Origin of the sequence: Acinetobacter guillouiae CIP 63.46 (assembly GCF_000368145.1) — a bacterium.
Lineage (GTDB): Bacteria > Pseudomonadota > Gammaproteobacteria > Pseudomonadales > Moraxellaceae > Acinetobacter > Acinetobacter guillouiae.
In genome coordinates, this window is the sequence record NZ_KB849282.1 from 228,877 (window position 1) to 254,419 (window position 25,543).

Here is a 25,543-nt window from a genome sequence, read left to right on the forward strand (position 1 = left end):
GCACCTAGTTTTTAATAGAGATAATTTTATGCTTTCAATGTAATTAGATTACGGCCTTGCATTTCTGTCGGTACAGGGAGATGCATTAAACTTAAAATAGTCGGTGCAACATCTGCTAAAACTCCACCTTCAGCAATCGTCGCTGAGGTTGGTCCAACATAAATGAAAGGTACAAGTTCAGTGGTATGCTGTGTATGGACTTGACCACTCACATAGTCCTGCATTTGCTCGACATTACCATGATCAGCGGTAATCAGCATGTGACCATGCTTTGCCATTACAGCTTCATATAAACGACCAAGGCTTGTATCAACCGCTTCAACTGCTTTCACAGCTGCATCAAACACGCCAGTATGGCCCACCATATCGCCATTGGCATAGTTCACCACCAAAAGGTCAAACTCGCCTGAATTGATCGCATCAACCAGCTTGTTGGTGACTTCTGGCGCGCTCATTTCTGGCTGTAGATCATAAGTCGCCACTTTAGGTGATGGGATTAGAATCCGTTTCTCACCTGGATATTCATCTTCGCGACCACCACTAAAGAAGAAAGTCACATGAGCGTATTTTTCTGTTTCAGCAATTCGTAACTGCGTTTTGCCTAAAGAAGATAAGTATTCACCAATTGAATTTTTTAAGCCTTCTGGCATATATGCCACTGGCGCATCTATCGTCGCTTGATAACGCGTTAACATCACAAATTTAGATAGATATGGTACTACTTTACGCTCAAAACCTGCAAATTCTTGCTCTACAAAGGCTTTGGTAATTTCACGTGCACGATCCGCACGGAAATTCATAAAGACCACACTGTCGCCATCTTGGATTTTTGCAATTTCACCAATACGGGTCGCTTTAACAAATTCATCATTTTCATTGGCTGAATAAGCTTGCTCTAAACCATCAACTGCTGAATCAACAACACGTAAAGCTTCTCCTTCAGTCATCAGACGGTAAGCTTGTTCCACACGATCCCAACGATTATCACGATCCATGGCAAAGTAACGTCCAATCATCGTGGCAATACGGCCTTGATTTGGATATTGTGCAAATACCGCATCGAGTTTTTCTAAAGAAGGTTTTGCACTGCGTGGTGGTGTATCACGACCATCTAAGAACGCATGTAAATAGACTTTTGCCCCACGCTTCAAAGCAAGCTCACACATCGCAATAATATGGTCTTGATGAGAGTGGACACCACCCTCTGACAACAATCCCATGATGTGTAATGCACCATTTGCCGCTTTGGCTTTTTCTACCGCATCAATCAGAACTTCATGCTCGAAAAAATCGCCTGTACGGATGTCTTTGGTAATACGAGTAAAATCTTGATACAGCACACGACCTGCACCCAAGTTCATATGACCAACTTCTGAGTTACCCATTTGCCCATCTGGCAAACCGACATCTTCACCTGAACCTGAAATTAAACTATGCGGATGCTTTTCTTGCATCATGGTTAGATTTGGCGTTTTTGCTGCTAAAAACGCATTATCTTCGACCGCTTCACGATGACCCACACCATCCATAATCACCAGAACGTGAGGGATTTTGCCAGCAGTTGCATCCGTCATGATTTACACTCTTTACTGTTTACAAATTAATCGTTACATCTTACCGTTTTTTTACGGCAGACTCTATGCTATGACGATGGCAAAAACGGGTTGCCATCATCTAAATTTCTAATCTAGTTAAAATCCCACTAAACTAAGCAATTGATTCATCAAATTATCTTGCTCTATACAACAAATAACTGCCGATACCAAACATCAATACAATTGGCAAAAATACAAACCAAGCTGGCGATGGTGCATAGACCAAACTCGCATAGCCCAAGAAGTCTTGTATGTAATAGAAGCCCAAACCAACAAATAATGCGATCACTAAACGAAAACCCATAGATTGTTGACGCAAAGGCCCAAAAATAAATGAACAGGCAATCAACACCAAAGCAAGCAATGCAAATGGTGAACCAATATTTTTCCAGAAAGCCAACAGATACGTCTTAGGTACTTGACTATATTCATGCATATATTGCATAAAACTCAATAACTGCGTAGGGGCTAAGTCCTCAGGATTGATGGTCACCATATGCACATATTTCGGTTGCAATGCGAGTGCTAAATCCTGTTGGTTTTTATTGACAACCTGAGCTTGACCATTGGCCAATAAATTGACTTGGGCACTGTGTTTTAAATTCCATTGACCTTCTTTTAAGAACTGCCCTTCTTCCGAATTTAACAATGATTTCATTCGATAATTTTCGTCAAAATCGACAACTTGAACTTGTTTTAACGTCCCTTGTGAATTGGCATAATCAATATAAATAAAGCGTTGGCCTTCACGTGTCCAATAGCCTTTAACTTCCCCAAGCGCCGCAACACTGCGATGGCTTTTAATACTTTTCGCCTGCTCATTGGTATAAGGAATCACAAATTGCGTCAATAAAAATGAAAGCACCACCAAAAGCATAGCAGAACGCATCACCCAACCGACAATACGCCAGAGACTAATACCCGCTGCTCGCATCACAATCAATTCACTGTTGGAAGCCATTGAGCCTAAGCCCAATACAGCGCCGATCAAGGCAGCAATTGGAAGAATCTCATACAAATAACGAGGTGCACCCCATAAAACATATTGCAGTGCATTCCAAGCGGTATAGCCTTGTTTTAGATCACTTAACTCACCCAAATAGGTAAATAAGATCTGTAAGCTGGCAAGGACTGCTGTTGCACCTAACATGGCGAGCAAAGTGGTTTTCGTCACATGTTTTGCGACAATTCTACGTGCTAACATTATGATTTTACTCGCTGTATTTGCTTTTTAATCTTAGGTGCTAATTTCTGTTTTCTTGAAAATAGAGCGGCAGCAACAGCATAGAATAATAACACTGCAGGATATGCCCAAACACCCACCTCATCCTTACTGATACGAGTTCGTATTGCCATAAGTGCTACAATTAAACTGGCAAAAATTAATAATGCTGGAAAAAGTTTGAGATAGCGACCTTGTCTTGGGCTGACTTCACATAATGCTGTTGCCAGCATTAAGGCGACAATAATAGAAAATGGAACAAATAAGCGCCATCCCAACTCACTTGCCACAACGGGGTCATTTCTATTTTCAAGCAATTTGCCAAATGATAGCCCCTCGACTTCATCACTTTCAAACTTGGCTTCTTTATTATTTTCTAAACGCAAACGATATGATTGGAATTCAGTTTGACTATATTTAGGTGTTCCAGGATAAATTTCATAACGACGACCTTGAACTAAATCGACAACACTGGCAGTTTCATTGGCAATTTCAATCCGTGTTGCTTCCTTTGCCAAAATCATGACATCAGGTTTACCTTCTTTTTCAGCACGTTGATAAAAGAAAATATCTTTTAGATTTTTACGATCTTCAGATAAAGAGCCAGCATAAATCGTATAAGCTCCCGAAGAAATAAACTCACGTGGCCGAACTAAATCAAAGCCCGTTCGTACCGCTTGTGTAGAGATCAGTTGCTCATATTGACGAATTCCCCATGGAGACATCCAGATCATTAAGACACTTTGTACACACAAGTAAATAACGGTCAGTGGGATCAATAATCTGGCGACTTGAATACGGCTAATACCACTCCCGTTCAGTACCGCCATTTCATGATCGACATATAAACGACCAAAAACCAGCATCAACCCAATAAAGAAACCCAAAGGAAGAATTAAAGTCAAAAACTCAGGTAAACGAAAACCGATAATACTCAATAGAATACTCGGATCTACACGCCCCATAGCAGCTTGACCAAATCGTTTAATCAATTGCCCACCCATCATAATGACTGTCAGTAATGTGACAACCACAAGAGAGGTCGAAACGACTTGTTTGACAAGGTAACGTCGAATAATCAAATTAATCTTCCAAATAAGGGTAATATCGTGATGTAGCGCTAGTTTACCCGAAGTTAAAATTATAAAACTAGATTGAAATTCTACCATTTGAAGTGGTTCAATGGTTTAATGATTTGAAATGTACAAAAGGCACAAAGACAACACATGAAACTTACGATCAATACGTCATTTTCAGCGTCTACATCTAGCCAGTCGTTATTTATTCTGGTGGATTCTGAAAACGCTAAGCAAGCTCAAGAAACATATAAAATCAATGACTTGAGCAGCATAATTGAAGACACTCAATTCAAAGCAAGTTTAAACGAAACTCTACCACTTATCGGAAAGCTAACTCAAGTTACGCAATGTACTTTAGTCGGCATAGATAAAGCCTCCGAAATTAAAGCCGCGAAATTAGCAAAAATCGCACAAACCATTATCAAAGCTTCACAAAAAAAATTCCAAAAAATTAGCATTGATATTTCGGCTTTGTCGTCTGAGTTACATTATCTATTTGCATTAAATTTGACGCAAGCTGCGTATGCTTATGATGAATTCAAATCGAAGAAGAATGAATTTACTTTAGAAAATATTGAATTTATTGCAACGCAATCGAGTCTGAGTGCAGAGCAGATCACGCTTATTGAAGCTGTTCAAAAAGGACAAAACTTTGCTCGTGACTTAGGTAACTGCCCTCCTAATATTTGCTTCCCTGAATATTTAGCAGAACAAGCACATGCTTTAGCAGCTGAATTCCCTGAGCTTTTACAAGTGACTGTGCTTGAAGAACAACAACTTGCTGATCTAGGCATGCATGCTTTTCTTGCGGTAAGCAAAGGTTCTGATCGTCCAGGACGTGTGATTACGCTTGAATATAAAGCCAATCCTGATCAAGCACCGATCGTGCTCGTGGGTAAAGGTGTGACTTTTGATACAGGTGGTATTTCATTAAAACCAGGCTTAGGCATGGATGAAATGAAATTTGATATGTGTGGTTCAGCATCTGTACTGGGTACGATTCGTGCACTCTGTGAAGCGAAACTCCCCATTCATGTTGTCGGTGCAATTGCCGCCGCTGAAAACATGCCTTCTGGTCATGCAACTCGCCCTGGTGATATTGTAACCACCATGAGTGGGCAAACGGTTGAAATCCTGAATACTGATGCCGAAGGTCGTTTAGTCCTTTGTGATACCTTAACCTATATTAAGCGCTTTAATCCTGCATTAGTGATTGATATTGCAACACTGACTGGTGCTTGTGTGGTCGCTTTAGGTTCAGTGGTTTCTGGTTTATTTACACCAGATGATGAACTTGCAGAAGAAATTACAGCAGCAGGACACACTGCATTTGACCGTGTATGGCGTATGCCCGTATATGACGATTATCAAGAACAACTTGATTCGCCATTTGCCGATATTGCCAATATTGGGGGTCCAAAAGCTGGCGCAGTTACAGCGGCCTGTTTCTTACAACGCTTTACCCGTGACTATCGTTGGGCACACTTAGATATCGCAGGTACAGCGTGGAATTCTGGTGCAAATAAAGGTGCAACAGGACGTCCAGTACCATTGTTGATGCAATTAATTGCCAACCGTGTACAAAAGAATGGCTAAAATTAGCTTTTATTTGTTTGAAAAAAGCCCTGAACGGCAGGTGGAAAGTGCCTGTCGTTTATGTCGTAAAATTTTACGAAATGCAGCCAAAGTTTGGTTGCATTGCCCTGATGTAGAAATGCAGCAACAACTGGATGAACGTTTATGGAGTTTTGATCCGACCAGTTTTATTGCGCATGGAATTGATCAAATTGATGCACCGATCTGTATTTCTTCAAGATTACCTGAGTCTTTAGACTGGATCGTGTTTAATTTTAACAATCAAGCACTTGAACAAGTGACACAATTTAGTCACATTATAGAAATTATTGAAAATGCTGAGTCAGCAAAACAAATTGGTCGAGAGAAATATAAAGCCTATCGACGAATGGGTGTTTCGCCTCAAACATTTAAACTTTAATTCTTCATTCTCATTTTATATCAAGGAGATGCGTGGTGACATTAAATGTCGGTCAAGATTTTAAAAAGCGCTGGTTAGATACGCCTGAAGCGGTACGCCAAACTTTTGTAGATGACCTCAACCGCATCTGTGACCTTCTCAGCCCGACAACAAATGTACAGGACTGGCTAAGTAACGACCAACGCCAAATGCAAGTGGCGCAACTCCAAGTTGAACACGCCTATGCTGAGCTAAAAGCCCAGCTGATTGAAGAAGCGCGAATCCGTAGACAATTGGTTCTTGAAAAATCTTTAGCTGAAAAACGAGCATTACAGCACGCATATAATTTAGAACTACAACAAGATGAAATTCAGCAGTTTGAACATCAACAATTGACCTTACAAAATTTACGTCAACAAATTGATATTGAAATTTCAGAATATAGTGAAAAATACACTAAAAATCCTGATTATCCAGCAATAGATTATGCCAATGGGCAATTCCGCATCACAGATGCACAAATGACTTCAGAGTTGGAAAGTGTTCGTCTACGTCTTGAGTTAGAAGCAGAAACGCTAATCGAACAGAGCCTAAATGCTTTACGTAGCAAACTGCAAACTGCTGCAAAAGAAGAAATTGAATATATTTTGGCAAATTCAAATTTTTCGACAGAAAAAAAATAAAGTTTATTTATTTTAATCGGATATCCAAGTTTACTTGTCACGAAAATGCAATATTAATGTCACATGATAGTCATCTCGGATGGCTTTAAAGCTTATGTGTACAGGTTAAAAATATTTTAAGTGATCAACTCAGTGAGTTTTTATTTTCAATATAAAAATTTCCAATCACTTGCATCAGGATGAATAAAATGGATCTGCTTAACCACATTTCGAACCAAATTGCGCGACTACATTCAGGTGAAAAATGGACTGTTTCTATACAAGATTTACTGATTAGTCGTGTAGATTTTCAATCGCTTTCAGTATTTCTTTCTCGGGAATCTGAAAAAGGGACGTTCTCACTGACTGATATGGACAAGCTAAAATCACACTTTGAACATACTTCACTAACGATTATCAAAAACTAATTAAGCCTGATACTTTGTCTCCTTCTCAAAGCAATTTCTAAGATAAACCAAAGCCTAATTTCGGCTTTGGTTTATCTAAATATAGTGTGGAAACACAAAACCTCAACAGATAATTTTTGAAATTAGCTTTGCTTCAACCCGCAAGGTCTCATTGTTGTTTTGATCAATTTCAACCAAATATTTTCCATTGGAATAAAAAATAGAATTGTCTTTTAGAGCAAAACTCATCACGCCCTTTTTTAATACGATCATCTCACCAGAAGCTGTCATTTTGATCAACTCCCACGAGTTTGGAATCATCCCAGGATATTTTTCGCCAGCCTTCTGATTACGTTCTAAGTTTTGCTGAGCCTTAATTAAATTACCTTCAACAAATAGTTCTTCTTCTGACTTTTGTTGCGATTTGGCTGGATTATTTCCAGACGTTGTTTTTAACGATTCACCCGTATAGCGTTGAGTAAAGAAATCTAACCACCCCACAATCGCACGAATAATTTTAAAAGGCGCAAAAATAATATCTTTGAACGTTGTTAAAGGAGATTGGTGAGAACCATCACGGGAATATGGGCGCTTAATAAAGTACAAATTGCCCAGTCCATCCATTTTCGGTTTAAAGAAATCAAACTTTGGATTTGAAGCGATTGTTTGCAACTCGCCTGTTCCCATATCCAAATGAAAAATTTCTTTGGGACTATAGGCAATACGGTGTTCACCATAGGCTAAACCACACGAATCATAATATAACTGCATGGTATCTCGCGGATCAAAACATGGATTTGAATCCTGACAATCCCCTTCGGTCAAATACTGTGTTCGATTGGCGTCTAAAGGTAAAATACAAATATGTCGTTCATAGCCCTGTGTGTTGACGGATAGTGCTAAACGCTTTTTAGACTCATCATAAGCCATGTCCTGCACCACAAAATCATTCTTTCTTAACACTAAGCCTTCGGTTTCTTGTAAATCTGTCAATGATTTGATATTGATCGAAGTGCCTTCTTGCAAACAAGCGGTATAAATCATTTTACGATCAGTAGTCAGAGCAACATCTGTTGGGAAAATATGGGTTAAATCGACTTCATCATCTTGTGAAGATGTTCGCATGAACTGTGCACCCGTACCTTTGGTTTTCCAATCTTTACGTTGTTGAATCTCAACTAAATTCTTTTTATATAAGTCAATCGCTTGGCAAGGAACCGTAATACTTTTATTCCCATCCAATAAATACAGATTTTGATTCGATAAATAAAGCAATGCTGCCATGTGTATTCCTTAATTTTACCTGCAATGGCGTGTTTCTCAATATTCCAGTTACAGTGTTTCTTGTAATTTGATGGATTTTCAATATAGCACAAGATGATGTCAGACAATTTGAATCTGTGTTCATCAATTTTCCCATTGTACTGACTTTCAAGCACAAAAAAAGCCTTTCACGAGAGAAAGGCTTTGATCTGTATACTGCTTTCTATTGCGTAGATTAAGGCTGTTTTAAATAAGGCCACGCTGCTTTTAAATAAATAAACATCGACCAGAGTGTCAAGATGACCGCGGTATATAGCAAAGCATAAGCCAGTATTTCAAGCGGCTGCCAATTCAATAAAAACACCGTGATTGCAATCATCTGAAAGGCTGTTTTATATTTACCCACCGTGGAGACGGCCACATTGGTACGCGCACCTAATTCAGCCATCCATTCACGTAGTGCTGAAACTGTAATTTCACGTGAAATAATCACAATTGCAGCAAATGCCATAGTGATTGATGGTTGCCACTGCACTAAAACAATCAGTGCTGCTGCCACCATTAATTTATCTGCAACTGGATCTAAAAACCGCCCAAAAGCTGAGGTTTGATTTAAAGTTCGTGCCAGATAACCATCAAACCAATCTGTGACTGCTGCAACAACAAAAATTGCAGTCAAGATAATATGACGCGTCATACCACCTGTATGTCCAGCCACACCAATTGCAGGTGGCCAATAGGCAATTATTAAAAAAACAGGAATTAACGCGATTCGAGCAAGCGTCAAGATATTTGGAATATTCAGGATACGACCTGTAGTCATAGACACCGCCAGTGAGTCCCCTACTTACCCGAATGAAGGTAAATAATAATTTAGAGTAAAGCTCTATTTCGTTAGTACTTTAAACGATTCACATGAAACTGTCGACTAGGTAAATACCGTAACCGTCTGTCTTGCAATCGCAATGAGTCGATTTTGTTCATCCCAAAGATAGGCATGTTCTGTTGCATATCCATGCTCAGCAAAGTCTGTAATCACTTTATACTTAAACCAATCATTCAACTGATTTTGTAAAGGATGGATAAACGTTACTTGCCAAGTCAGTGTACTTGCAGGCGCAGGCAGTTTAAACATTGGCAATACACCCGGAGGCCAAACGTCCATTAAGGTCATGATATCTGAGACATTCATTGCTCGATTGGCATGTAGCTCAGGGTCAAAACGACACCAACCTGAGAAATCAGGCTGCTTACTGCCTGACATTGGATAATTCCCTTCAGTCCATGCCAGTTGAAAATTTTTTACACACTCAGGAAAAGGTAAATATTTAGGGACAATATTAATCTGGTCAAGTGGCGGAAAATCAGGAGCTTGAGGCTCTAAAGACACTTGAATTTTAGAATCGCGTTGGCTACCAAAACTTGCAATTAAAATACTCTGCACAGCTTCATTTTGCCACAGTCTGACTTCAATTGTGGTAACTGACTTACCCTGTCTCAGAATTTCAGCAGTCAATTTCACTGGCGTTTCTTCAACAGGCCCAACAAAAGTGACACTACAACTTAACAACTTTTTAACTGGATCATGAATGGTTGCAATTGCTTTATAAACCAACATACCTGCAACAAGACCACCAAAGATGGTGCGCCCCTGCAACCACCCTTGAGGAATATCAATCCACTCTTCTTGTTCAATCTGCTGAAATAGCAATTCTAATGACATGATCCGTCCAATTTTCCGATCTTTGCTGTACTGTTTCATATTTAACGTGAGATGAAAATGATCAGTGACTCATGCGTCAATGGTTGTTTTGGCAAATGCGGTTAAGATCGATCTCTTTAACTCAGACTCCAAACCACTTAAATGGCGTCTATAACGACTAGAATAAGGTTTTAACACATTGTATTATATATATAATCAATCTTTTTTTTAAATAGACTATCTAATTACAGAAAAAGACAATCCTACAGGACTTGAATATTTCCAGAAGCAGCATCTCTTGGCAGCAATAGCAGTTTATATAGGCTCTACTTTACATTCGAAATAGGATGACATGATCCTGCGTTACCCAAAATACTAAAACGTGCTTTTTACTATTACGAATTGCTTGATCAACTATGCAAGCATTATCTTTGCTCATAAAGTCATGAACAATCTTATCAAGATTCAGAGCAGCACTATTTCAATATCAATTGTTTTTTTATATGTTCAATTACCTGAATTACCTTCGCTGATTGTGCTTTCCTGTGTGTTGTCACTGCCCAAATATTGGTTTCGCCTAAATGCCACTGCGGTAATATACGGGTCAATCTTTGCTCCTTGACTGATTGCTCTACTTCAAACTCACTTAGAGTACAAATTCCATACCCCTGTTCACACATTTTCCGAAGAAGTAAAATATTATTAATTACAAACTTCGGTTTCATTTCCACTGTAAAATTCAAATACTCATATTCATTAAAGAAATGTAATTGTCTCAATCCTGCACTATTGAATTGCACGTGTAACCATTCACAATTTTTTAAATCAGTTGGGTGACTAGGTATACCATTTTCTTCTATCCATCCCAGAGTTACATACAACCCCATTCGCATTGTTCCAATTTTGTGTGCGATATAAGAAGAATCTGGCATCTCCCCTATCCGTATAGCTAAATCAACTCTTTGTTCAATTAAATCAATATGGTCATCATGAACCTGTAGATTTATACTTAAGTGTTGGAATTCTTGACTCCATTCTCCCAAACTGCTGACCAAATAAGTGGCCAACCCAACAGGAGCTGCTATACGAAGCTCGCCAAAGGGTTCCTCTATTTCAGATTCCAATACTGCCTGAGCATTATCTGCAGCCTGACATAACTGCTGACAATAGTAATAATAGCGTTTACCAACGTCCGTTAGAGTCAATTTTCGAGTTGAGCGGTGTAATAAAGTGATACCACTATGATTTTCTAAATAGCGAATTTGCTGACTTATAGCTGAAGGTGACATATCCAATAGCCGCCCTGCTGCACTCATTGAGCCTTGCTCAACAACTTTGGTGAAAATAACCATCCGTTTGTAATGATCCATTTTAAACTACAGCTTCAAGGTGGTAGATCAAAAACACTACTATTTTCGCTTATGAGTTTCAAATACTATTTTAATTAAGAAGTAATTTTAATTATTGAGTAATCTGAAATGAAAATAGCTCTAATTGGCGCAACTGGATATGTAGGATCAGCTTTATTTACAGAATTGCTTGATCGTAAATATCAAGTAAAAGCACTTGTTCTTGACCCAAGTTCGATAAAAGCAGGAGATAATTTAGAGATTATCCAAATAGATGTAATGCATGAGGATTCATTAGTATCTGTTTTAGAAGATGTGGATATAGTTGTGAGTGCATTTAATCCAGGTTGGACTAATCCTAATATTTGTGAGGATTATCTAAAAGGCTCACGCTCCATTCTAAATGCAGTAAAAAGAGCAAAAGTTAAACGCATTTTGATCGTTGGTGGTGCGGGTAGTCTTTATGTTGCACCAGGTGTACAAATAATTGACACTCCAGAATTCCCCAAAGAATATTTCGAGGGAGCAAATGGTCCCCGAATTCTACTTGACGAGTTGAAAAAAGAAACGCAATTGGATTGGACAATGATCAGCCCTCCAATTGGATTCTCGCCAGCAAATCCTGGGGTTCGGACTGGAACATATCGTTTAGGTACTGATTCACCATTAATGAATGAGAATCAGCCAGGTACAATTTCTGCTGAAGATTTAGCAATTGCATTAATTGATGAAATGGAACAGAAAAAATTTGCATGTCAACGTTTCACTGTCGCTTACTAACCAAGTAAAGCAAAATAGAATTCATGAAAATTTCAATTGAAAACCAAACATATATTTTAGATCCTGATAAGCTAGAACATTATTGTGAAAATATATACATCTATAGTGATTTATTAGTCAGCCCTAAAAATAAGGATGGTTATGAAATAATTCATGAAAAAAATATTATACTAATAAATGTGGAAACTTATATTCCACTGCAAAATGCTACACTTCCTCAAACGGAAGTGCAGCATCAGTTTATAAGCAGAAAATTAGCCAATATTCTCAATGGTTTAAAAAAATTGGATGTTGAGCTGACTAAACAAAAAAGTGACACTGTAATATTACAACCCGATTTACAACTAAGTCTGGGGATGGTTAGTGCGGTAGCAAATAAAGAATTTGATAGAAATATGCTAATTAATATACTTGATTCAGGTGCAGAATTTTTCGTAACCAGAAATTAAGTGTACTAGCTCAAACCAGATCTGACAGTTACCCATTTTTTAGTGTGCCTGTCAGGTTAAATTTGAGCTAAATTCTTCTCAGCCCAAATTCGCTTCCCATCAAGTAATGTTTCCAGTGGTGTGCGACCACAGCACATTTTTCCCTGATGAGTTCGTTCAGTATTATAGAATTTTTGCCAAACGTCTAGATCAGCTTGTAATTCCTCTAATGTACTATATAGCTTCTTCCTAAATGTAATTTGATAAAACTCCTGCAAGATCGTCTTATGGAAACGCTCGCATATTCCATTCGTTTGTGGGGATGCTGCTTTTGTTTTGGTGTGATCAATATCATTGATGGCTAAATATAGCTCATAATCATGTTGTTCAACCTTACCGCAATATTCAGTACCTCTATCTGTCAGGATACGCAGCATTGGTAGATCCTGCGACTGATAAAATGGTAGTACACGATCATTTAACAGATCTGCCGCTGTAATCGGTGTTTTCGTTGTATAGAGCTTGCAATGAACGACTTTGCTGTAGGTATCGATGAAAGTTTGTTGATAGATTCGACCGACACCTTTCAGATTGCCAACGTAAAATGTATCTTGGGCTCCAAGATATCCTGGATGGTGTGTTTCTATTTCGCCACAAGCAACATCATCTTCATGTTTACGCTCAAGTGCAGCAATCTGATGATCATTTAACTCAAAGCCATCTTGTGCCACTTTGGCTTCTAAGGCTTTCAATCGCTTTTTAAAATTCTCTAAATTGTGGCGAAGCCAAATAGATCGAACCCCGCTACCTGAAATGAATACACCATTTTTACGCAATTCATTACTACTGCGGTGTTGACCATAAGCTGGATATTGGATTGCGAAATCAATAACGGCTTGTTCTGTCGCATCGTCTACACGATTCTTAAGATTCGGTACTCTTCGGGATTTATTGATGAGTGAATCAACATCACCTGATTCAACGAGTTCCTGATAACGGTAAAAGGTATCTCTAGAGACACCCATGACTTTACAAGCTCTGGATACATTTTGAAGTTCTTCAGCTAAATTGAGTAAGCCTACTTTGTGTTTGATGATTTGATTGTTAGTATGCAACATAAGAAAGTTACCTTTGTTTGATTAAGATTCGACACCTTTATCAAAACGGGTAACTTTCTCTTTTTCAAGATCAATGTCTGATCAGATCTGAACTAATACAAATTAAGCAACTACTAAATTAATCCTATTCCGCTTTATTTCTAAAATAACTGCTTTATTCATGCAACACTTTATAAATCATTCGTGCCATAACATCGCCTAGACCGGGAACATTTTTTAAGTCATGTTCAGAGGCTTTAAGCACCCCTTGAATACCACCAAAATGGGTCAGTAAATCACGACGACGTTTTGGACCTAAGCCCGGAATAGCCTCAAGTACCGAACCTCCACGACGCTTATCTCGTTTAGCGCGATGTTTGGTGATTGCAAAGCGATGTGCTTCATCACGGACCTGTTGAATCAAATGCAGAGCTTTATGGTCTTCAGGAAGCTGAATCTTCGTGCCATCGGTAAAATGTAGTGTTTCTAAACCGGGTTTACGCCCTTCACCTTTGGAGACACCCACCATAAATGCATCTAAACCAAGCTCTTGCATAACTTCCATCGCCATATGAAGTTGCCCTTTACCCCCATCAATCAATAATAAATCGGGTAACATGGCTTTTTTATAACGGCGTGTTAAGGCTTGGCGCATTGCGGCATAATCATCACCGCCAGTAATATCTTCAATCGCAAATTGGCGATAATCGCGTTTACGTGCGCCACCTGCATCAAAAACCACACATGATGCAATGGTCGCTTCGCCCATAGTATGCGAAATATCAAAGCATTCAATACGATCAACAGGTCGCCCACAAACTTGTTCCAATTGATGAAAACGCTCATTTAATTCTAAATGATTGGCTAATTTTCCTTTGATCGCATGCTGAACATTCATCTCAGCCAACTCAAGCCATTCAGCACGAGTTTCACGAACATTGTGTTTAATCTGAATTTTCTTTTCAAACTGTTGATGTAAAGCCGCTTCCAGTTCCTTTCGGTCTGTCACATTCACATTGACAATCAGTTCAGCAGGAACTTCATCTGCAACTTGAAAATAAAAATTGGCGATAAAATCAGACAACATTTGCCCCAAATCATCATCTAACATATCTGGAAAATAACTTTTTCCACCCAGCATTTTCCCATTACGCACATGCATGATCTGTACACAGGTCACACCCGCTTGATAGGCAATGGCGAGAATATCAGCTTCACCTTTGACTTTATAAATGGCTTGCTGTGCTTGGACATCACGCAGTAAGGCCATGCGGTCACGGTAAAATACCGCTTTCTCAAATTCTAAATTTTCTGCAGCTTGTTCCATTTTTTGAATCAATTCCTGATTCAGTTCTTTGGTATCACCATTTAAAAAACGAATCGAGTTTTGTACGTCTTCATTATAAGCTTCGGCTGAAATCAGCCCTACACAAGGCGCAGTACAACGCTTGATCTGATATTGCAGACAAGGACGTTTACGCTGTGAAAAATAGCTATTTTCACATTGACGAACATTAAATAATTTTTGTAGAACTAAAAGTGTATCTCTTGCATTATAAGCGCTTGGATAAGGGCCAAAAAACTTACCCACTTGATGTTTGCCTTTGCCCCGTCCTGAAGCAATACGTGGATAAGGTTTATCTGCGGAGACAAAAATATAGACATAGGATTTATCATCACGCAACATAATGTTATACGGTGGGCGATGCAGTTTTATTAGATTCTGTTCGAGTAATAAAGCTTCCGTTTCAGAACGGACGACAAGGGTTTCAATATTATAAATACGTGCAACCAAAGCCTGTGTTTTCGGATGTTCAATGGTTTTGACAAAATAACTCAGTACGCGATTTTTTAGATTTTTGGCTTTTCCGACATATAATAATTCACCCTCTTTTCCCAGCATTTTATACACACCAGGTAAAGTCGTCATATTGGCTAGAATCTTTTCGATATTTTCACGTGCGTTTTCGTTCACAGTAGACTTTTAACTTTGGACTATAAATGGATGATGTAGTTAGATCATCCATTTTTCAAGTCTACTTGAGTGAATTACTTGCGCTTTCTATTGGAACATATCTTGATTTTTCATTTTTTAAAGGGCTGATTCGCAGCTTTATAGGCGATCCTGTTCATCCAATTACACGCCAATTCATCAGATTTATGATAAAAAAATTCATTTTGAGGATGATATTTTCCACGATAGTCGTTTCCATCTATTGTGAGCTTTACATTGCTATATAGGGTGTTTTCCTTGTCTTTGAATCGCGTCCAAGCCACATTATTCCAATTTCCTGTTGCTTCTATTTCTAAATCTGCAAATACCTTTGCATCAACGATATACGGTAAGAACTCAATATATTCCTGATTACTATTGGCTGACAAACTTTGCCAACAAATAGAGCCTTTTGGAAATACTTCATTTGGCGAATAACCTAACCCTAAGATTGCAAGTAAAATCTGACCTGTCACACTACTCCTCATTTGACGGATTGGATTATAAATATCATCCGTAATCAATTGCCCAGAGACATCAATTTTCTTATATTGATAAGATAAAACCAAAGGTTGTTCAGCAATATAATTACTCACGGAATATTGTAATTTCGTTCCATCAAATGTTGCAGACTCACCCAGCAAGTATGTATTTTGATCTAATTGTGGTGGGGTAAATGTCGAAATCGCATTTTGTGTTAGATAATATTTTGAAGTTTCTTCTATAGAAGCATCTTGAACCAAGAGATTTTTATTTTCATTAATATGGTAAGTTTTTGCTCCGAATAGTAAGTCAATGCCTCCACCTTGAAATGAATATAGGGTATCAAATTTATCTGATTCGCTTTTTGAATCATCCGATCCACCACCACACGCTGTTAAAATTAAAGCATTGATTATAAAAAATATTGTTTTTTTCATTATAGCAGTTCACTCGACTATTTATTTTGAATCATTATTAACCAATATTTCATAAAATCACAAGTGAAAATTGCTTAAAATTTGACTGTTTTTATTTCCATATAGTTGATTATTAACATTATTACAACCTTGCTTAGGCCTTATCATTTATCTTTCATCTCTATAAAAAAGCTATTTTACCGTTTATGAAAATCAGGCTTGAGGATGATCTTTATCATGATATTGTCTCATCACTTTCTCTTTATAGACTTTAAATGCATTAAAGCCTTGTGAAAGCACAAGCAACATTTCTGCTGCACTGTTCACCCATACAGCATCATTCAAATCGGGAATATTGTGTTGATCATGATTAGTAGCTGGAATGATATACATGGGATTAGTTTGCGGATTGACGATCAGCATTTTTCCAGCCACGCACAGATCATAAATAAAGATGCATTCTTCTTCACTTAGTGTGGCATGGTATATTCCACCTGTAATAGGTTCAGATTGCTCTAATGGGTCTAAATATAAATCACTCAAATAACCATTAAAAGCTAAAGCCTTTTCATTCTGATCAACTAATGCTCCACTACCTACTTGAGTATGAACATATAATTGATTTTCCGCTAAAAATCTGGCGAGTCCATCACGATCGGCATCGACTATCTCCTGATTTTTTATCCGTATAAACAGTAGAGAAAAGCCCATAATAGATTCCTTTATGATAGTTTTAAAATATTTATCACAAACGATCGCTATTCTCTATTTATTTAAATCTGAGTACGACCGACTTCTACTGCCTGACGGAAGGCCTGTTGATCTCTTGGAGAAACCAAGACCTGTTTGATTTTTCCATCTTTCATATATTCGATTTTCAAACGATCTAGAGATAAGGCAGGTGATGAAATCGAATTATTGGTTTTGCTGATGTTTTGAATATTTTTCAATGGGATATGCCATTTTAAAAATAGACTATGAATGATCAATGCTTCATTTTCAATGATATAGCGTGTATTGAAAACCGGCCACCAAATCACAGCAATAGTTAACATATACACCGCTGTATGCTCAGGATATTCAACCATAGTGCCTTTTGCATACATGGTATAAAGCAATTGAATCAGTAGACCTGTCATTGCGATTAAAAAGCCTAAAATCCACCAATCAATTTTAGTATGAAATTTTTGCATCACGCTCTTCAAAGTTTCCCCATACAAAATATTATTCTATCTGAATTTCGAGTTAAATATGACTATAAAATCATCAATTTACATAATAAAAAACGCCCTTTCGAGCGTTTTAATTTTTGACTAAATGTTTAAACATCAATTTTTTAAATAGCGATCAAAAATTTCAGAAAAATCATAATTCTCAATTTGTCGAATACGCTGATTGGCATAATCTTCAACTTGTTGTGCAGTCTGATTGATGATTTCAGGTAAATTTAAAATTGCCTGTTCACTAAGCTCTCTTAAATTAAACATTTTCTGCACATTGTCAGTGCTTTGTAATAATACATTACGTTTACGATTGATCTCTTTGCAGGTTTCACCAATGGTAAATAATGCTTTATAGAGATCGCGAATTTTCTCGATTTGTTTTTTATCAATATCGATAGAGAAATGCTGTTCACCTAATTGAAACTTGATTTCAGCATCTAAATCCACGGTACCTGCTGTTTCTAAAAGTACATTTTTAATTGGATTGTGCTTATACAAGTAACGATACAACATGCGTTTTTTACTGATCGCACTTTTACCATCTAGGTGCATAAAGGCCACATTGGTAAAGCAATATTCATCTGTTTTGCTTTTAATGACAAAGAAAATTTTCTCGTTATCTTCATGAAAAATATAATCATCAATATCTGTTTTATTGAAATCATGTGGCTCAATAATTGTTCCAATATCACTCATACCCATCATTTCTGAGGCTAAATTTTTAAACATTTTGTGTTTTCCAGCGCTTTTATAAATTATGAAAGTAAATTAAAAAAAACGAGCGTTAAACTCAAGTCAAAATTTGTTATTAAAAAAAACGCCCTGACGGGCGCTTTAAATCAAATCATTTTTTCAAAAAATGCAATGATCTGTGACATATATGGTCGAATAAAAATCAGGAAGAAAATCCCTAACATCAAGAACCACTTTAAAAAGTAATACAACTGACGATTGGTTTTTTTCAAGGCTTTGGCTTTAATGCGGATTTGGTACACATAACCAAAAACTTTGTTTAACCCTCCTGTTTGATCGCCCGCCTCATTTGGAGAGCTGGCAGCTGTCATCACTTTTTTACCAAACCAGTGGTTAAAGCGCTGCATAAACCTTGTTTTTAATGGGCGCTCTACATCAGCAAAGAAGATAATACGATTTTGGTCCGTGGTATTTTCAGCATAATGAATATAGGTTTCATCAAAAACCACGCTTTCACCATCTCGCCATGAATAACGCTGACCATCTACATCAATAAAGCAACGATCATCATTTGGTGTAATGAGCCCCAAGTGATAACGCAATGAACCTGCATAAGGATCACGATGGCGCACTAATCGACTATCAGGTGCAAGCTCTGTAAACATTGCCGCCTTAATACTTGGCAAGGTTTTCAACAATTCAGTTGTTTTCGGGCAGAGTTCTGCTGCTGACGGATGCGCTGAGTCATACCATTTTAGGTAAAAGCGTTTCCAACCTGTTTTAAAGAATGAATTAAAGCCTAAGTCATCATATGTACTTGAAGCCTTAATTCCACCTTTGGCATATAACGCTTGCGCCTCTTCACGAATCATTTCCCAGTTTTCATCTAACACTTTTAAATCTTTAAAATGTTGTGTGTCGATATACGGCTGATTCGGCACTTTTGAAAACATATACATGAGAAAGTTAATTGGCGCGAGTATCGTTGAATGGTCAAAAAATTGACGATAAAACGAATGTCGCACTTTACCGCGATTTTGGATATACAAAGCAGAAATCACAAAAATCGCCAATATGATCCATTTAATCATACAGCACTCTTTTCATTAATCAGGTTAATCAAGCAACATGTGCTGATAGAATTTTAAATCTCAAAAAGGGAGAATGTTTCTACAAATTATAACAAATCTATAAATCAAAAAGCCACAATGATCTAATTGGATGTTTTTTATTAATTATTATTAAAAACAAACCAAATTTGTAGAAGTGACTACAAATTTGGTTTAAGTTTTATTAGACAGACATCTAAGTTGTTTTCTTATTTATTCCAATCAATAAGTCTTAAAGAAGCCAAAGCTGATGCAGCTTGCGTGTTATATATAAAACACCCATTCTTGGACTGTTCAATATTTAACGTTGCTGTTCTTCTTTGTTTGTCTGTTGTCGCTGCAGCTAGCAGTTTTTCCCATTGTTTAATTTCTTTGGCTCTCGTCCATTCAATGTCACTATCGTAATCAGCCAAATATGTTTTATTTTGATATTTAACCGCAACTGCACTTTTATCCCTCACCCCCGTATCAGTTTCATAAATAGTTGTCCAAGGAACATTTTGCCAATTACCACTTGAATAACGATAAGTTATACCGAATGCTTCATATGTTTTATTCAAATAGTTCTCATAGCTAAGATTACCACTATCAAACTCTTCAAATGTTTGATTAAACTCATCATCTGTATTAAAACTAAAATAATCTTGGTTGTTCTTTCTGGAAATAAAACGATAACAGTTACTCCCCTGTGGAAAACGATCATTACCGTATGAAGCTAATAATTTTCGTGCTTCAAAATAACTATTTTCACTATCGAAACCTAAACTACGATAGCCTGGTAAAACTGTATCAAAAATATTTTTTCCTGAGACATCAACTTTTTCTAATTTAATATCCGTTTTAACATTACCAAAGAATGTTAATGTCCATGAAGTCATAGAATTTAATGCAACTGTATTCGCAGCAATCTCTAGCGGAGTATATAATTTGTTGGCTGTTAATACATATATATTTAAGCTCGTGTTGGTTGTCTCATCCTTAAACTGTTTATTGAAAATTTCAAAATATTTCATCGTTAAGTTATCGGAACCCTTATTCAATGCGTAATCAACTGAGTAATAGCGTGTTCCATTATCCAAGCTGTCTTGTGCTGTTGAAGGTTTCGAATTATCTGATGAAGAGTCACCACCTCCACCGCATCCAACCAAAGACAAGGATAAAAAAATAGCTGTAAATACGAGGTTCTTGTTTTGTGTATTCATAATGGGTTCTTTTTTTGAGTAAATACCAAGCAAATATTACATATATAATACAAAACATTCAATAGATTATAAAGATTTTCTAAAGATATAATTAAATTTTACACCAATTGACCTAAATGACAAAAAAAATGAATCACTATGGATGGCTATTCTTATTCATTTTTGTAAAGAAATGCTCAAAGGAATTCACATTAAATAAATAAATTTCAAATATTTATGCAAAAAACCTATAAAATTCTTAAAATTTAAAAGCTTAATTTAATCTTCTACTCAAAAAAAATTGATGACCCTTGCGTCACGGCTTGATACAACTTGTTAGGTTATTTTTAGATATAGTTATCGTAAGATTAGTGAAGTCGAAATGTGTGCGGGAATTGCATACACACTTCAAAACATCAACTTAAGAAGTCCTCCAAAAAAGGAGATCAGGGCATGATCCACGCTGGCAATGCCATTACCGTCCAATTGCTTTCGGACGGAATTGCAGAATTCCGCTTTGACTTACAAGGTGAGTCGGTTAACAAATTCAACCGTGCAACGATTGAAGACTTTAAAGCTGCTATTGAAGCTGTAAAAAATAACAGTGAAGTGAAAGGTCTAATCGTTACCTCTGGTAAATCAACATTTATCGTTGGTGCAGACATTACTGAGTTTGGTGAAAACTTTAAGCAAGGTGAAAGTGCAATTGTAGAATGGGCAATGCCTGTTCACGAGATTTTTAACGCTTTTGAAGATCTAGAGATTCCTAAAGTTGCTGCGATCAATGGTATTGCATTGGGCGGCGGTTTTGAAATGTGTTTGGTATGTGACTACCGCGTAATGTCAAATGCTGCAACAGTGGGCTTACCAGAAGTTAAACTAGGTATCATTCCTGGTTTTGGTGGTACTGTTCGTCTAAGCCGTTTGATTGGTATTGACAATGCGGTTGAGTGGATCGCGACTTCGGCAAACAAACGTCCAGATGCTGCGCTGAAAGACGGTGCAGTAGATGCAGTTGTTGCGGCGGATAAACTCCAAGAAGCTGCGATTGATCTTGTTAAACAAGCAATCTCTGGTCGTTTAGACTGGAAAGCAAAACGTCAAGAAAAATTAGAGCCTGTTAAATTAGACATGCTTGAACAAATGATGGCGTTTAACTCATCTAAAGGTGTGGTCCTTGCGAAAGCAAACCCTGCTCAATACCCTGCGCCAAAACTTCTGCTTGATTCACTTCAAGCAGGTGTAAGCCAAAAACGTGATGAAGCGTTAAAAATTGAAGCTGAAGCATTTGCTAAAGCTGCGATTACACCACAAGCAGGTGCATTGATCGGTTTATTCATCAATGACCAAGTTGTGAAAAAAGCCTCTAAAAAACATGAGAAAGGTGCTCACCCTGTTAACCAAGCAGCTGTTTTAGGTGCGGGTATTATGGGTGGCGGTATTGCTTACCAAGCGGCAAGCAAAGGTACACCAATCATCATGAAAGACATTGGTAACCCACAGCTTGCTTTGGGCATGTCTGAAGCGAATGGCTTGTTGACTAAACAAGTTGAACGTAAAAAGATGACACCTGCAAAAATGGGTGAAACACTTGCACGTATCCGTCCTACTTTAAGCTATGACGAGTTTAAAGAAGTTGACATCGTGATTGAAGCAGTCACAGAGAATCCTAAAATCAAGGAAGCTGTGTTACGTGATACAGAAGCAAAAGTTCGTGACAATACAATCATTGCTTCAAATACCTCTACGATTTCAATCACGCGTCTTGCAAATGCATTGACTCGTCCTGAAAACTTCGTGGGTATGCACTTCTTTAACCCAGTTCACATGATGCCTTTGGTTGAAGTGATCCGTGGTGAGAAAACATCTGAAGAAGCAATTGCGACAACTGTTGTTCTTGCTCAGAAAATGGGTAAAACACCAATCGTTGTAAACGACTGCCCTGGCTTCCTTGTAAACCGTGTATTGTTCCCTTACTTTGGTGCGTTTGACCTTCTGCTTAAAGATGGCGCAGACTTCCAACAAGTTGACAAAGTCATGGAAAAATTCGGCTGGCCTATGGGACCTGCTTATTTGATCGACGTTGTTGGTATCGACACTGGTGTGCATGGTGCTGAAGTTATGGCTGAAGGTTTCCCAGACCGCATGAAGCCTGACTATAAAGGCGCGATCGAAATCATGTACGAAAACAAACGTCTTGGTCAAAAAAATGACATCGGTTTCTACAAATACGAGCTTGATCGTAAAGGTAAGAAAGCGAAATCTATTGATCCAACTGCGTATGAGCTTGTTGCAACGATGGCAACAACTGAAAAACACGAGTTTGATGCTCAAGAAATTATTGACCGTATGATGCTCGCGTTCTGTAACGAGACTGTTCGTTGCTTAGAGGACAACATTGTTTCTACTGCTTCTGAAGCAGATATGGCAATGATCATGGGTGTAGGTTTCCCTCCATTCCGTGGTGGTCCAGCGCGTTACATCGACCAAACAGGTGTTGCTGAATATGTTGCGCTTTGCGACAAATATGCACACTTAGGTAAGGCTTATGAAGCGCCACAAATGTTGCGTGACATGGCTGCAAACAACAAAAAATTCTACGGTTAAGGAGCAACGTGAATGGCTACTTTAAATCCACGTGACGTTGTCATCGTTGATGGCGTACGTTCTGCAATGGGTAAAACCAAAAACGGTATGTTCCGCAATGTACGTGCTGACAGCTTATCTGCTGAATTGGTTCGTGCTTTAGTTGCTCGTAACCAGTTTGATGTAAATGAAGTTGAAGATTTGATCTGGGGTTGTGTTAACCAAACCCTAGAACAAGGTATGAACATTGGCCGTAACATCGTGTTATTGGCTGACTTGCCGAAGACTGTTGGTGGTCAAACTGTAAACCGCCTCTGTGGTTCTTCTATGCAGTCAATCCATACTGCTGCGGCGCAAATTGCAACCAACCAAGGTGATGTATTCATCATCGGTGGTGTAGAGCACATGGGTCACGTTGGTATGATGCACGGCATCGACCTTAACCCAGAAGCATCTAAGCATTATGCGAAAGCATCTAACATGATGGGCTTAACTGCTGAAATGTTAGGTCGTATGAATGGCATTAGCCGTGACGAACAAGATGCGTTTGGTGTTGAATCTCATCGTCGCGCTTGGGCTGCAACTCAGGAAGGTCGTTTCAAAAACGAAATCGTGGGTGTTGAAGGTCATGATGCCAATGGCTTCAAAATCCTTTGCGACATCGACGAAGTAATTCGTCCAGATGCAAACCTTGAAGCATTCAAAGCGTTACGTCCAGTATTTGACCCTAAAGGTGGTACTGTAACTGCTGCGACTTCTTCTGCATTGTCTGATGGTGCGTCTGCAATGTTGTTGATGTCTGCTGAACGTGCTCAAGCTTTAGGTCTTAAGCCACGTGCTGTGATTCGCTCTATGGCGATTGCAGGCTGTGATGCTGCGATCATGGGTTATGGTCCTGTTCCTGCAACACAGAAAGCGCTTAAACGTGCTGGCTTAACGATGGAAGACATTCAAACCATCGAGTTAAACGAAGCATTTGCTGCTCAAGGTCTTTCTGTAATGAAAGGCTTGAACATCTATGACAAGCAAGACAAGATCAACTTAAACGGCGGTGCGATTGCATTGGGTCACCCATTGGGTTGTTCTGGCGCACGTATCACCACTACATTGTTGAACGTGATGGAACAACAAGATACACAAATCGGTCTTGCAACGATGTGTATCGGTCTTGGTCAAGGTATCGCGACAATTATTGAACGTGTTTAATTCTTAATTAAATACCAAGATAAAAAATCCCCGCTTAATGCGGGGATTTTTTAGTAAAAAACAATAATAAAGCTTTTTTAGACTTTATTATTAATAACATCTAACCTAATCTGTTTATTCTTTACACAGAAATTAAATCTTGCTTAATAATGACCGAACGTAGCTATGAAAAAAATTTTATTCCCCCTTGTTGCAAGTTTTGTATTTACAGGCTGTGCAACAACAAAAATTTCCACTGAAACTCGTAACCAACTTAATCAAACACAAACAGCACTGAAAGCTAAACCTGTGGCTATTTTAGTCAATAGTTGCTTACTCACCAATGAGGTGGGCAAAGATCTTATTCTGAATCAACCCTCACAATTAACCAGTGAAAAATTTATTCAAATATTTTCTCAACAATTAAACCAGAACGGTGTTCAAATTGGTGAAATTGCATCACCGTTTATTTGTGGTTCTATGCCAGAAGAACAGCTTAAAAAGTATGATTTTCTTGCAAATAAAGATTCAAAACGTACAGAAATCATGACCTATCCGCTTTTGAATGCACATCACTCAAATATGAATACTGATCAACAAAAAGCTGTTTTAGCATTTAACCAATTTATTGCAAAATCGAATGAAGTTATTTTGACAAACGCTCGAAACAAAAAAGTGACTTTAGCACTTCCAGTACTTGAAGCAGAGACAGTAAATACCTTAAAAGATTGGTCAAAGTCGAATTATATTTTTGTGGTATCGATTGATGGTTTAAAGGCATCAACAGGTTCTAAATTGGCGATGGGTGCATTAAGTGTTGGTGTAACACTTGCAACGATGGGAGTAGGTACAGGTTTGGTAACGACTTATATGCCACAACAAGGTCAATTTTATTCAGTAAGTGTATTTGATTTAACCAAACAAGAATTTGTATGGAATAAACATAGCATGCTCAAGGGAAATATTTTTTCCACTAAAAATCATTCAACAGAAGCAGATGCAATCTTGGATCCTTTATTTGAAAACAAAGAAAAATAAATGGGTGTTCTTCACGATATAGCAAGAATGATTCAATCCATTTAATTTTCAATCAAATGGCTAGATATAAAAAAGCC

The 25,543-nt window shown here is 37.9% G+C and carries 24 protein-coding genes; 9 read left to right on the plus strand and 15 right to left on the minus strand.

Going from position 1 to position 25,543, the window contains the following annotated elements:
- Window positions 1-26: 26 nt before the first annotated feature.
- The 3 genes from gpmI to lptF form a co-directional block, all read right to left on the minus strand.
- Window positions 27-1,574, minus strand: a complete 1,548-nt coding sequence (gene gpmI / locus F981_RS03320; RefSeq protein WP_004718399.1) for a 2,3-bisphosphoglycerate-independent phosphoglycerate mutase — start codon at window positions 1,572-1,574, stop codon at window positions 27-29.
- Between the two features lie 154 nt (window positions 1,575-1,728).
- Window positions 1,729-2,799, minus strand: a complete 1,071-nt coding sequence (gene lptG / locus F981_RS03325) for an LPS export ABC transporter permease LptG (RefSeq protein WP_004718401.1) — start codon at window positions 2,797-2,799, stop codon at window positions 1,729-1,731.
- Window positions 2,799-3,899, minus strand: a complete 1,101-nt coding sequence (gene lptF / locus F981_RS03330) for an LPS export ABC transporter permease LptF (protein ID WP_035371793.1) — start codon at window positions 3,897-3,899, stop codon at window positions 2,799-2,801. Before lptF ends, lptG begins: the two co-directional genes overlap by 1 nt.
- 144 nt (window positions 3,900-4,043) lie before the next feature.
- On the opposite strand from lptF, the gene F981_RS03335 reads away from it, so the two are divergent.
- The 4 genes from F981_RS03335 to F981_RS03350 all read left to right on the plus strand — a co-directional run bounded on the left by F981_RS03335 (window position 4,044) and on the right by F981_RS03350 (window position 6,961).
- Window positions 4,044-5,492 carry a leucyl aminopeptidase gene (locus tag F981_RS03335; RefSeq protein ID WP_004718405.1) on the plus strand — a complete coding sequence of 483 codons (1,449 nt, stop codon included), beginning with the start codon at window positions 4,044-4,046 and terminating at the stop codon, window positions 5,490-5,492.
- Complete coding sequence (locus F981_RS03340; RefSeq protein WP_004718406.1) at window positions 5,485-5,892, plus strand: DNA polymerase III subunit chi; 408 nt, start codon at window positions 5,485-5,487, stop codon at window positions 5,890-5,892. The genes F981_RS03335 and F981_RS03340 overlap by 8 nt, the downstream gene beginning before the upstream one ends.
- Before the next feature lie 35 nt (window positions 5,893-5,927).
- Window positions 5,928-6,554 carry a cell division protein BlhA gene (gene blhA, locus F981_RS03345; protein WP_004718409.1) on the plus strand — a complete coding sequence of 209 codons (627 nt, stop codon included), beginning with the start codon at window positions 5,928-5,930 and terminating at the stop codon, window positions 6,552-6,554.
- Window positions 6,555-6,742: 188 nt separating this feature from the next.
- On the plus strand, window positions 6,743-6,961 hold the full coding sequence (locus tag F981_RS03350) for a hypothetical protein (RefSeq protein ID WP_004718412.1): 219 nt from the start codon (window positions 6,743-6,745) through the stop codon (window positions 6,959-6,961).
- A gap of 102 nt (window positions 6,962-7,063) precedes the next feature.
- Here F981_RS03350 and F981_RS03355 read toward each other — a convergent pair whose 3' ends face one another.
- From F981_RS03355 to F981_RS03370, 4 genes are all read right to left on the minus strand, one after another.
- Entirely contained in the window at window positions 7,064-8,224 is a 1,161-nt protein-coding gene (locus tag F981_RS03355) for a hypothetical protein (protein WP_004718413.1), read from the minus strand.
- A 214-nt stretch (window positions 8,225-8,438) separates the two neighbouring features.
- Entirely contained in the window at window positions 8,439-9,026 is a 588-nt protein-coding gene (pgsA, locus tag F981_RS03360) for a CDP-diacylglycerol--glycerol-3-phosphate 3-phosphatidyltransferase (RefSeq protein ID WP_004718416.1), read from the minus strand.
- A gap of 105 nt (window positions 9,027-9,131) precedes the next feature.
- Window positions 9,132-9,926 (minus strand): thioesterase family protein, encoded by a 795-nt coding sequence (locus tag F981_RS03365; protein WP_004718417.1) that lies wholly within the window; start codon window positions 9,924-9,926, stop codon window positions 9,132-9,134.
- Window positions 9,927-10,381: 455 nt separating this feature from the next.
- A complete protein-coding gene (locus tag F981_RS03370; protein WP_016539274.1) occupies window positions 10,382-11,275 on the minus strand; it encodes a LysR family transcriptional regulator in 894 nt (297 codons plus the stop codon).
- A 108-nt stretch (window positions 11,276-11,383) separates the two neighbouring features.
- On the opposite strand from F981_RS03370, the gene F981_RS03375 reads away from it, so the two are divergent.
- Together F981_RS03375 and F981_RS03380 are read left to right on the plus strand one after the other, a co-directional pair.
- Window positions 11,384-12,034, plus strand: a complete 651-nt coding sequence (locus F981_RS03375) for an NAD(P)-dependent oxidoreductase (RefSeq protein WP_004718422.1) — start codon at window positions 11,384-11,386, stop codon at window positions 12,032-12,034.
- Window positions 12,035-12,057: 23 nt separating this feature from the next.
- Window positions 12,058-12,483, plus strand: a complete 426-nt coding sequence (locus tag F981_RS03380; protein ID WP_004718424.1) for a hypothetical protein — start codon at window positions 12,058-12,060, stop codon at window positions 12,481-12,483.
- Between the two features lie 56 nt (window positions 12,484-12,539).
- Here the strand turns inward: F981_RS03380 and F981_RS03385 are convergent, their stop codons facing one another.
- From F981_RS03385 to F981_RS03420, 8 genes are all read right to left on the minus strand, one after another.
- Complete coding sequence (locus tag F981_RS03385; RefSeq protein WP_004717791.1) at window positions 12,540-13,580, minus strand: IS481 family transposase; 1,041 nt, start codon at window positions 13,578-13,580, stop codon at window positions 12,540-12,542.
- A gap of 154 nt (window positions 13,581-13,734) precedes the next feature.
- Window positions 13,735-15,534 (minus strand): excinuclease ABC subunit UvrC, encoded by a 1,800-nt coding sequence (gene uvrC / locus F981_RS03390; RefSeq protein ID WP_004718427.1) that lies wholly within the window; start codon window positions 15,532-15,534, stop codon window positions 13,735-13,737.
- Window positions 15,535-15,644: 110 nt separating this feature from the next.
- The gene (locus tag F981_RS03395) at window positions 15,645-16,472 is read right to left on the minus strand and encodes a hypothetical protein (protein ID WP_004718428.1); all 828 of its coding nucleotides are present in this window, start codon (window positions 16,470-16,472) and stop codon (window positions 15,645-15,647) included.
- Between the two features lie 192 nt (window positions 16,473-16,664).
- Window positions 16,665-17,162: a hypothetical protein gene (locus tag F981_RS03400; protein WP_004718431.1), complete on the minus strand. Its 498-nt coding sequence runs from the start codon at window positions 17,160-17,162 to the stop codon at window positions 16,665-16,667.
- 62 nt (window positions 17,163-17,224) lie between these two features.
- On the minus strand, window positions 17,225-17,644 hold the full coding sequence (locus tag F981_RS03405; protein ID WP_004718433.1) for a PH domain-containing protein: 420 nt from the start codon (window positions 17,642-17,644) through the stop codon (window positions 17,225-17,227).
- A 135-nt stretch (window positions 17,645-17,779) separates the two neighbouring features.
- Window positions 17,780-18,403, minus strand: coding sequence for a PH domain-containing protein (locus tag F981_RS03410; RefSeq protein WP_004718435.1), 624 nt, complete (start codon window positions 18,401-18,403; stop codon window positions 17,780-17,782).
- A 110-nt stretch (window positions 18,404-18,513) separates the two neighbouring features.
- Entirely contained in the window at window positions 18,514-19,458 is a 945-nt protein-coding gene (gene lpxO / locus F981_RS03415) for a lipid A hydroxylase LpxO (RefSeq protein ID WP_004718437.1), read from the minus strand.
- A gap of 227 nt (window positions 19,459-19,685) precedes the next feature.
- Window positions 19,686-20,678, minus strand: a complete 993-nt coding sequence (locus F981_RS03420) for a hypothetical protein (RefSeq protein WP_004718439.1) — start codon at window positions 20,676-20,678, stop codon at window positions 19,686-19,688.
- A 432-nt stretch (window positions 20,679-21,110) separates the two neighbouring features.
- On the opposite strand from F981_RS03420, the gene fadB reads away from it, so the two are divergent.
- The 3 genes from fadB to F981_RS03435 all read left to right on the plus strand — a co-directional run bounded on the left by fadB (window position 21,111) and on the right by F981_RS03435 (window position 25,466).
- The gene (fadB, locus tag F981_RS03425; RefSeq protein WP_004718440.1) at window positions 21,111-23,264 is read left to right on the plus strand and encodes a fatty acid oxidation complex subunit alpha FadB; all 2,154 of its coding nucleotides are present in this window, start codon (window positions 21,111-21,113) and stop codon (window positions 23,262-23,264) included.
- 12 nt (window positions 23,265-23,276) lie between these two features.
- The gene (gene fadA, locus F981_RS03430; protein WP_004718442.1) at window positions 23,277-24,449 is read left to right on the plus strand and encodes an acetyl-CoA C-acyltransferase FadA; all 1,173 of its coding nucleotides are present in this window, start codon (window positions 23,277-23,279) and stop codon (window positions 24,447-24,449) included.
- A gap of 165 nt (window positions 24,450-24,614) precedes the next feature.
- Complete coding sequence (locus tag F981_RS03435) at window positions 24,615-25,466, plus strand: YajG family lipoprotein (RefSeq protein WP_004718443.1); 852 nt, start codon at window positions 24,615-24,617, stop codon at window positions 25,464-25,466.
- Window positions 25,467-25,543 lie beyond the last annotated feature (77 nt).

Coding starts and splice junctions, on each gene's coding strand:
- F981_RS03370 (WP_016539274.1), bottom strand. CDS start 11,275: ATGGATCATTACAAACGGATGGTTATTTTCACCAAAGTTGTTGAGCAA.
- fadB (WP_004718440.1), top strand. CDS start 21,111: ATGATCCACGCTGGCAATGCCATTACCGTCCAATTGCTTTCGGACGGA.
- F981_RS03350 (WP_004718412.1), top strand. CDS start 6,743: ATGGATCTGCTTAACCACATTTCGAACCAAATTGCGCGACTACATTCA.
- F981_RS03395 (WP_004718428.1), bottom strand. CDS start 16,472: ATGAAAAAAACAATATTTTTTATAATCAATGCTTTAATTTTAACAGCG.
- F981_RS03410 (WP_004718435.1), bottom strand. CDS start 18,403: ATGTTTAAAAATTTAGCCTCAGAAATGATGGGTATGAGTGATATTGGA.
- F981_RS03340 (WP_004718406.1), top strand. CDS start 5,485: ATGGCTAAAATTAGCTTTTATTTGTTTGAAAAAAGCCCTGAACGGCAG.
- fadA (WP_004718442.1), top strand. CDS start 23,277: ATGGCTACTTTAAATCCACGTGACGTTGTCATCGTTGATGGCGTACGT.
- lpxO (WP_004718437.1), bottom strand. CDS start 19,458: ATGATTAAATGGATCATATTGGCGATTTTTGTGATTTCTGCTTTGTAT.
- F981_RS03405 (WP_004718433.1), bottom strand. CDS start 17,644: ATGCAAAAATTTCATACTAAAATTGATTGGTGGATTTTAGGCTTTTTA.
- F981_RS03385 (WP_004717791.1), bottom strand. CDS start 13,580: ATGTTGCATACTAACAATCAAATCATCAAACACAAAGTAGGCTTACTC.
- F981_RS03365 (WP_004718417.1), bottom strand. CDS start 9,926: ATGTCATTAGAATTGCTATTTCAGCAGATTGAACAAGAAGAGTGGATT.
- F981_RS03355 (WP_004718413.1), bottom strand. CDS start 8,224: ATGGCAGCATTGCTTTATTTATCGAATCAAAATCTGTATTTATTGGAT.
- F981_RS03335 (WP_004718405.1), top strand. CDS start 4,044: ATGAAACTTACGATCAATACGTCATTTTCAGCGTCTACATCTAGCCAG.
- F981_RS03375 (WP_004718422.1), top strand. CDS start 11,384: ATGAAAATAGCTCTAATTGGCGCAACTGGATATGTAGGATCAGCTTTA.
- pgsA (WP_004718416.1), bottom strand. CDS start 9,026: ATGACTACAGGTCGTATCCTGAATATTCCAAATATCTTGACGCTTGCT.
- F981_RS03435 (WP_004718443.1), top strand. CDS start 24,615: ATGAAAAAAATTTTATTCCCCCTTGTTGCAAGTTTTGTATTTACAGGC.
- F981_RS03380 (WP_004718424.1), top strand. CDS start 12,058: ATGAAAATTTCAATTGAAAACCAAACATATATTTTAGATCCTGATAAG.
- lptG (WP_004718401.1), bottom strand. CDS start 2,799: ATGTTAGCACGTAGAATTGTCGCAAAACATGTGACGAAAACCACTTTG.
- F981_RS03400 (WP_004718431.1), bottom strand. CDS start 17,162: ATGGGCTTTTCTCTACTGTTTATACGGATAAAAAATCAGGAGATAGTC.
- gpmI (WP_004718399.1), bottom strand. CDS start 1,574: ATGACGGATGCAACTGCTGGCAAAATCCCTCACGTTCTGGTGATTATG.
- F981_RS03420 (WP_004718439.1), bottom strand. CDS start 20,678: ATGAATACACAAAACAAGAACCTCGTATTTACAGCTATTTTTTTATCC.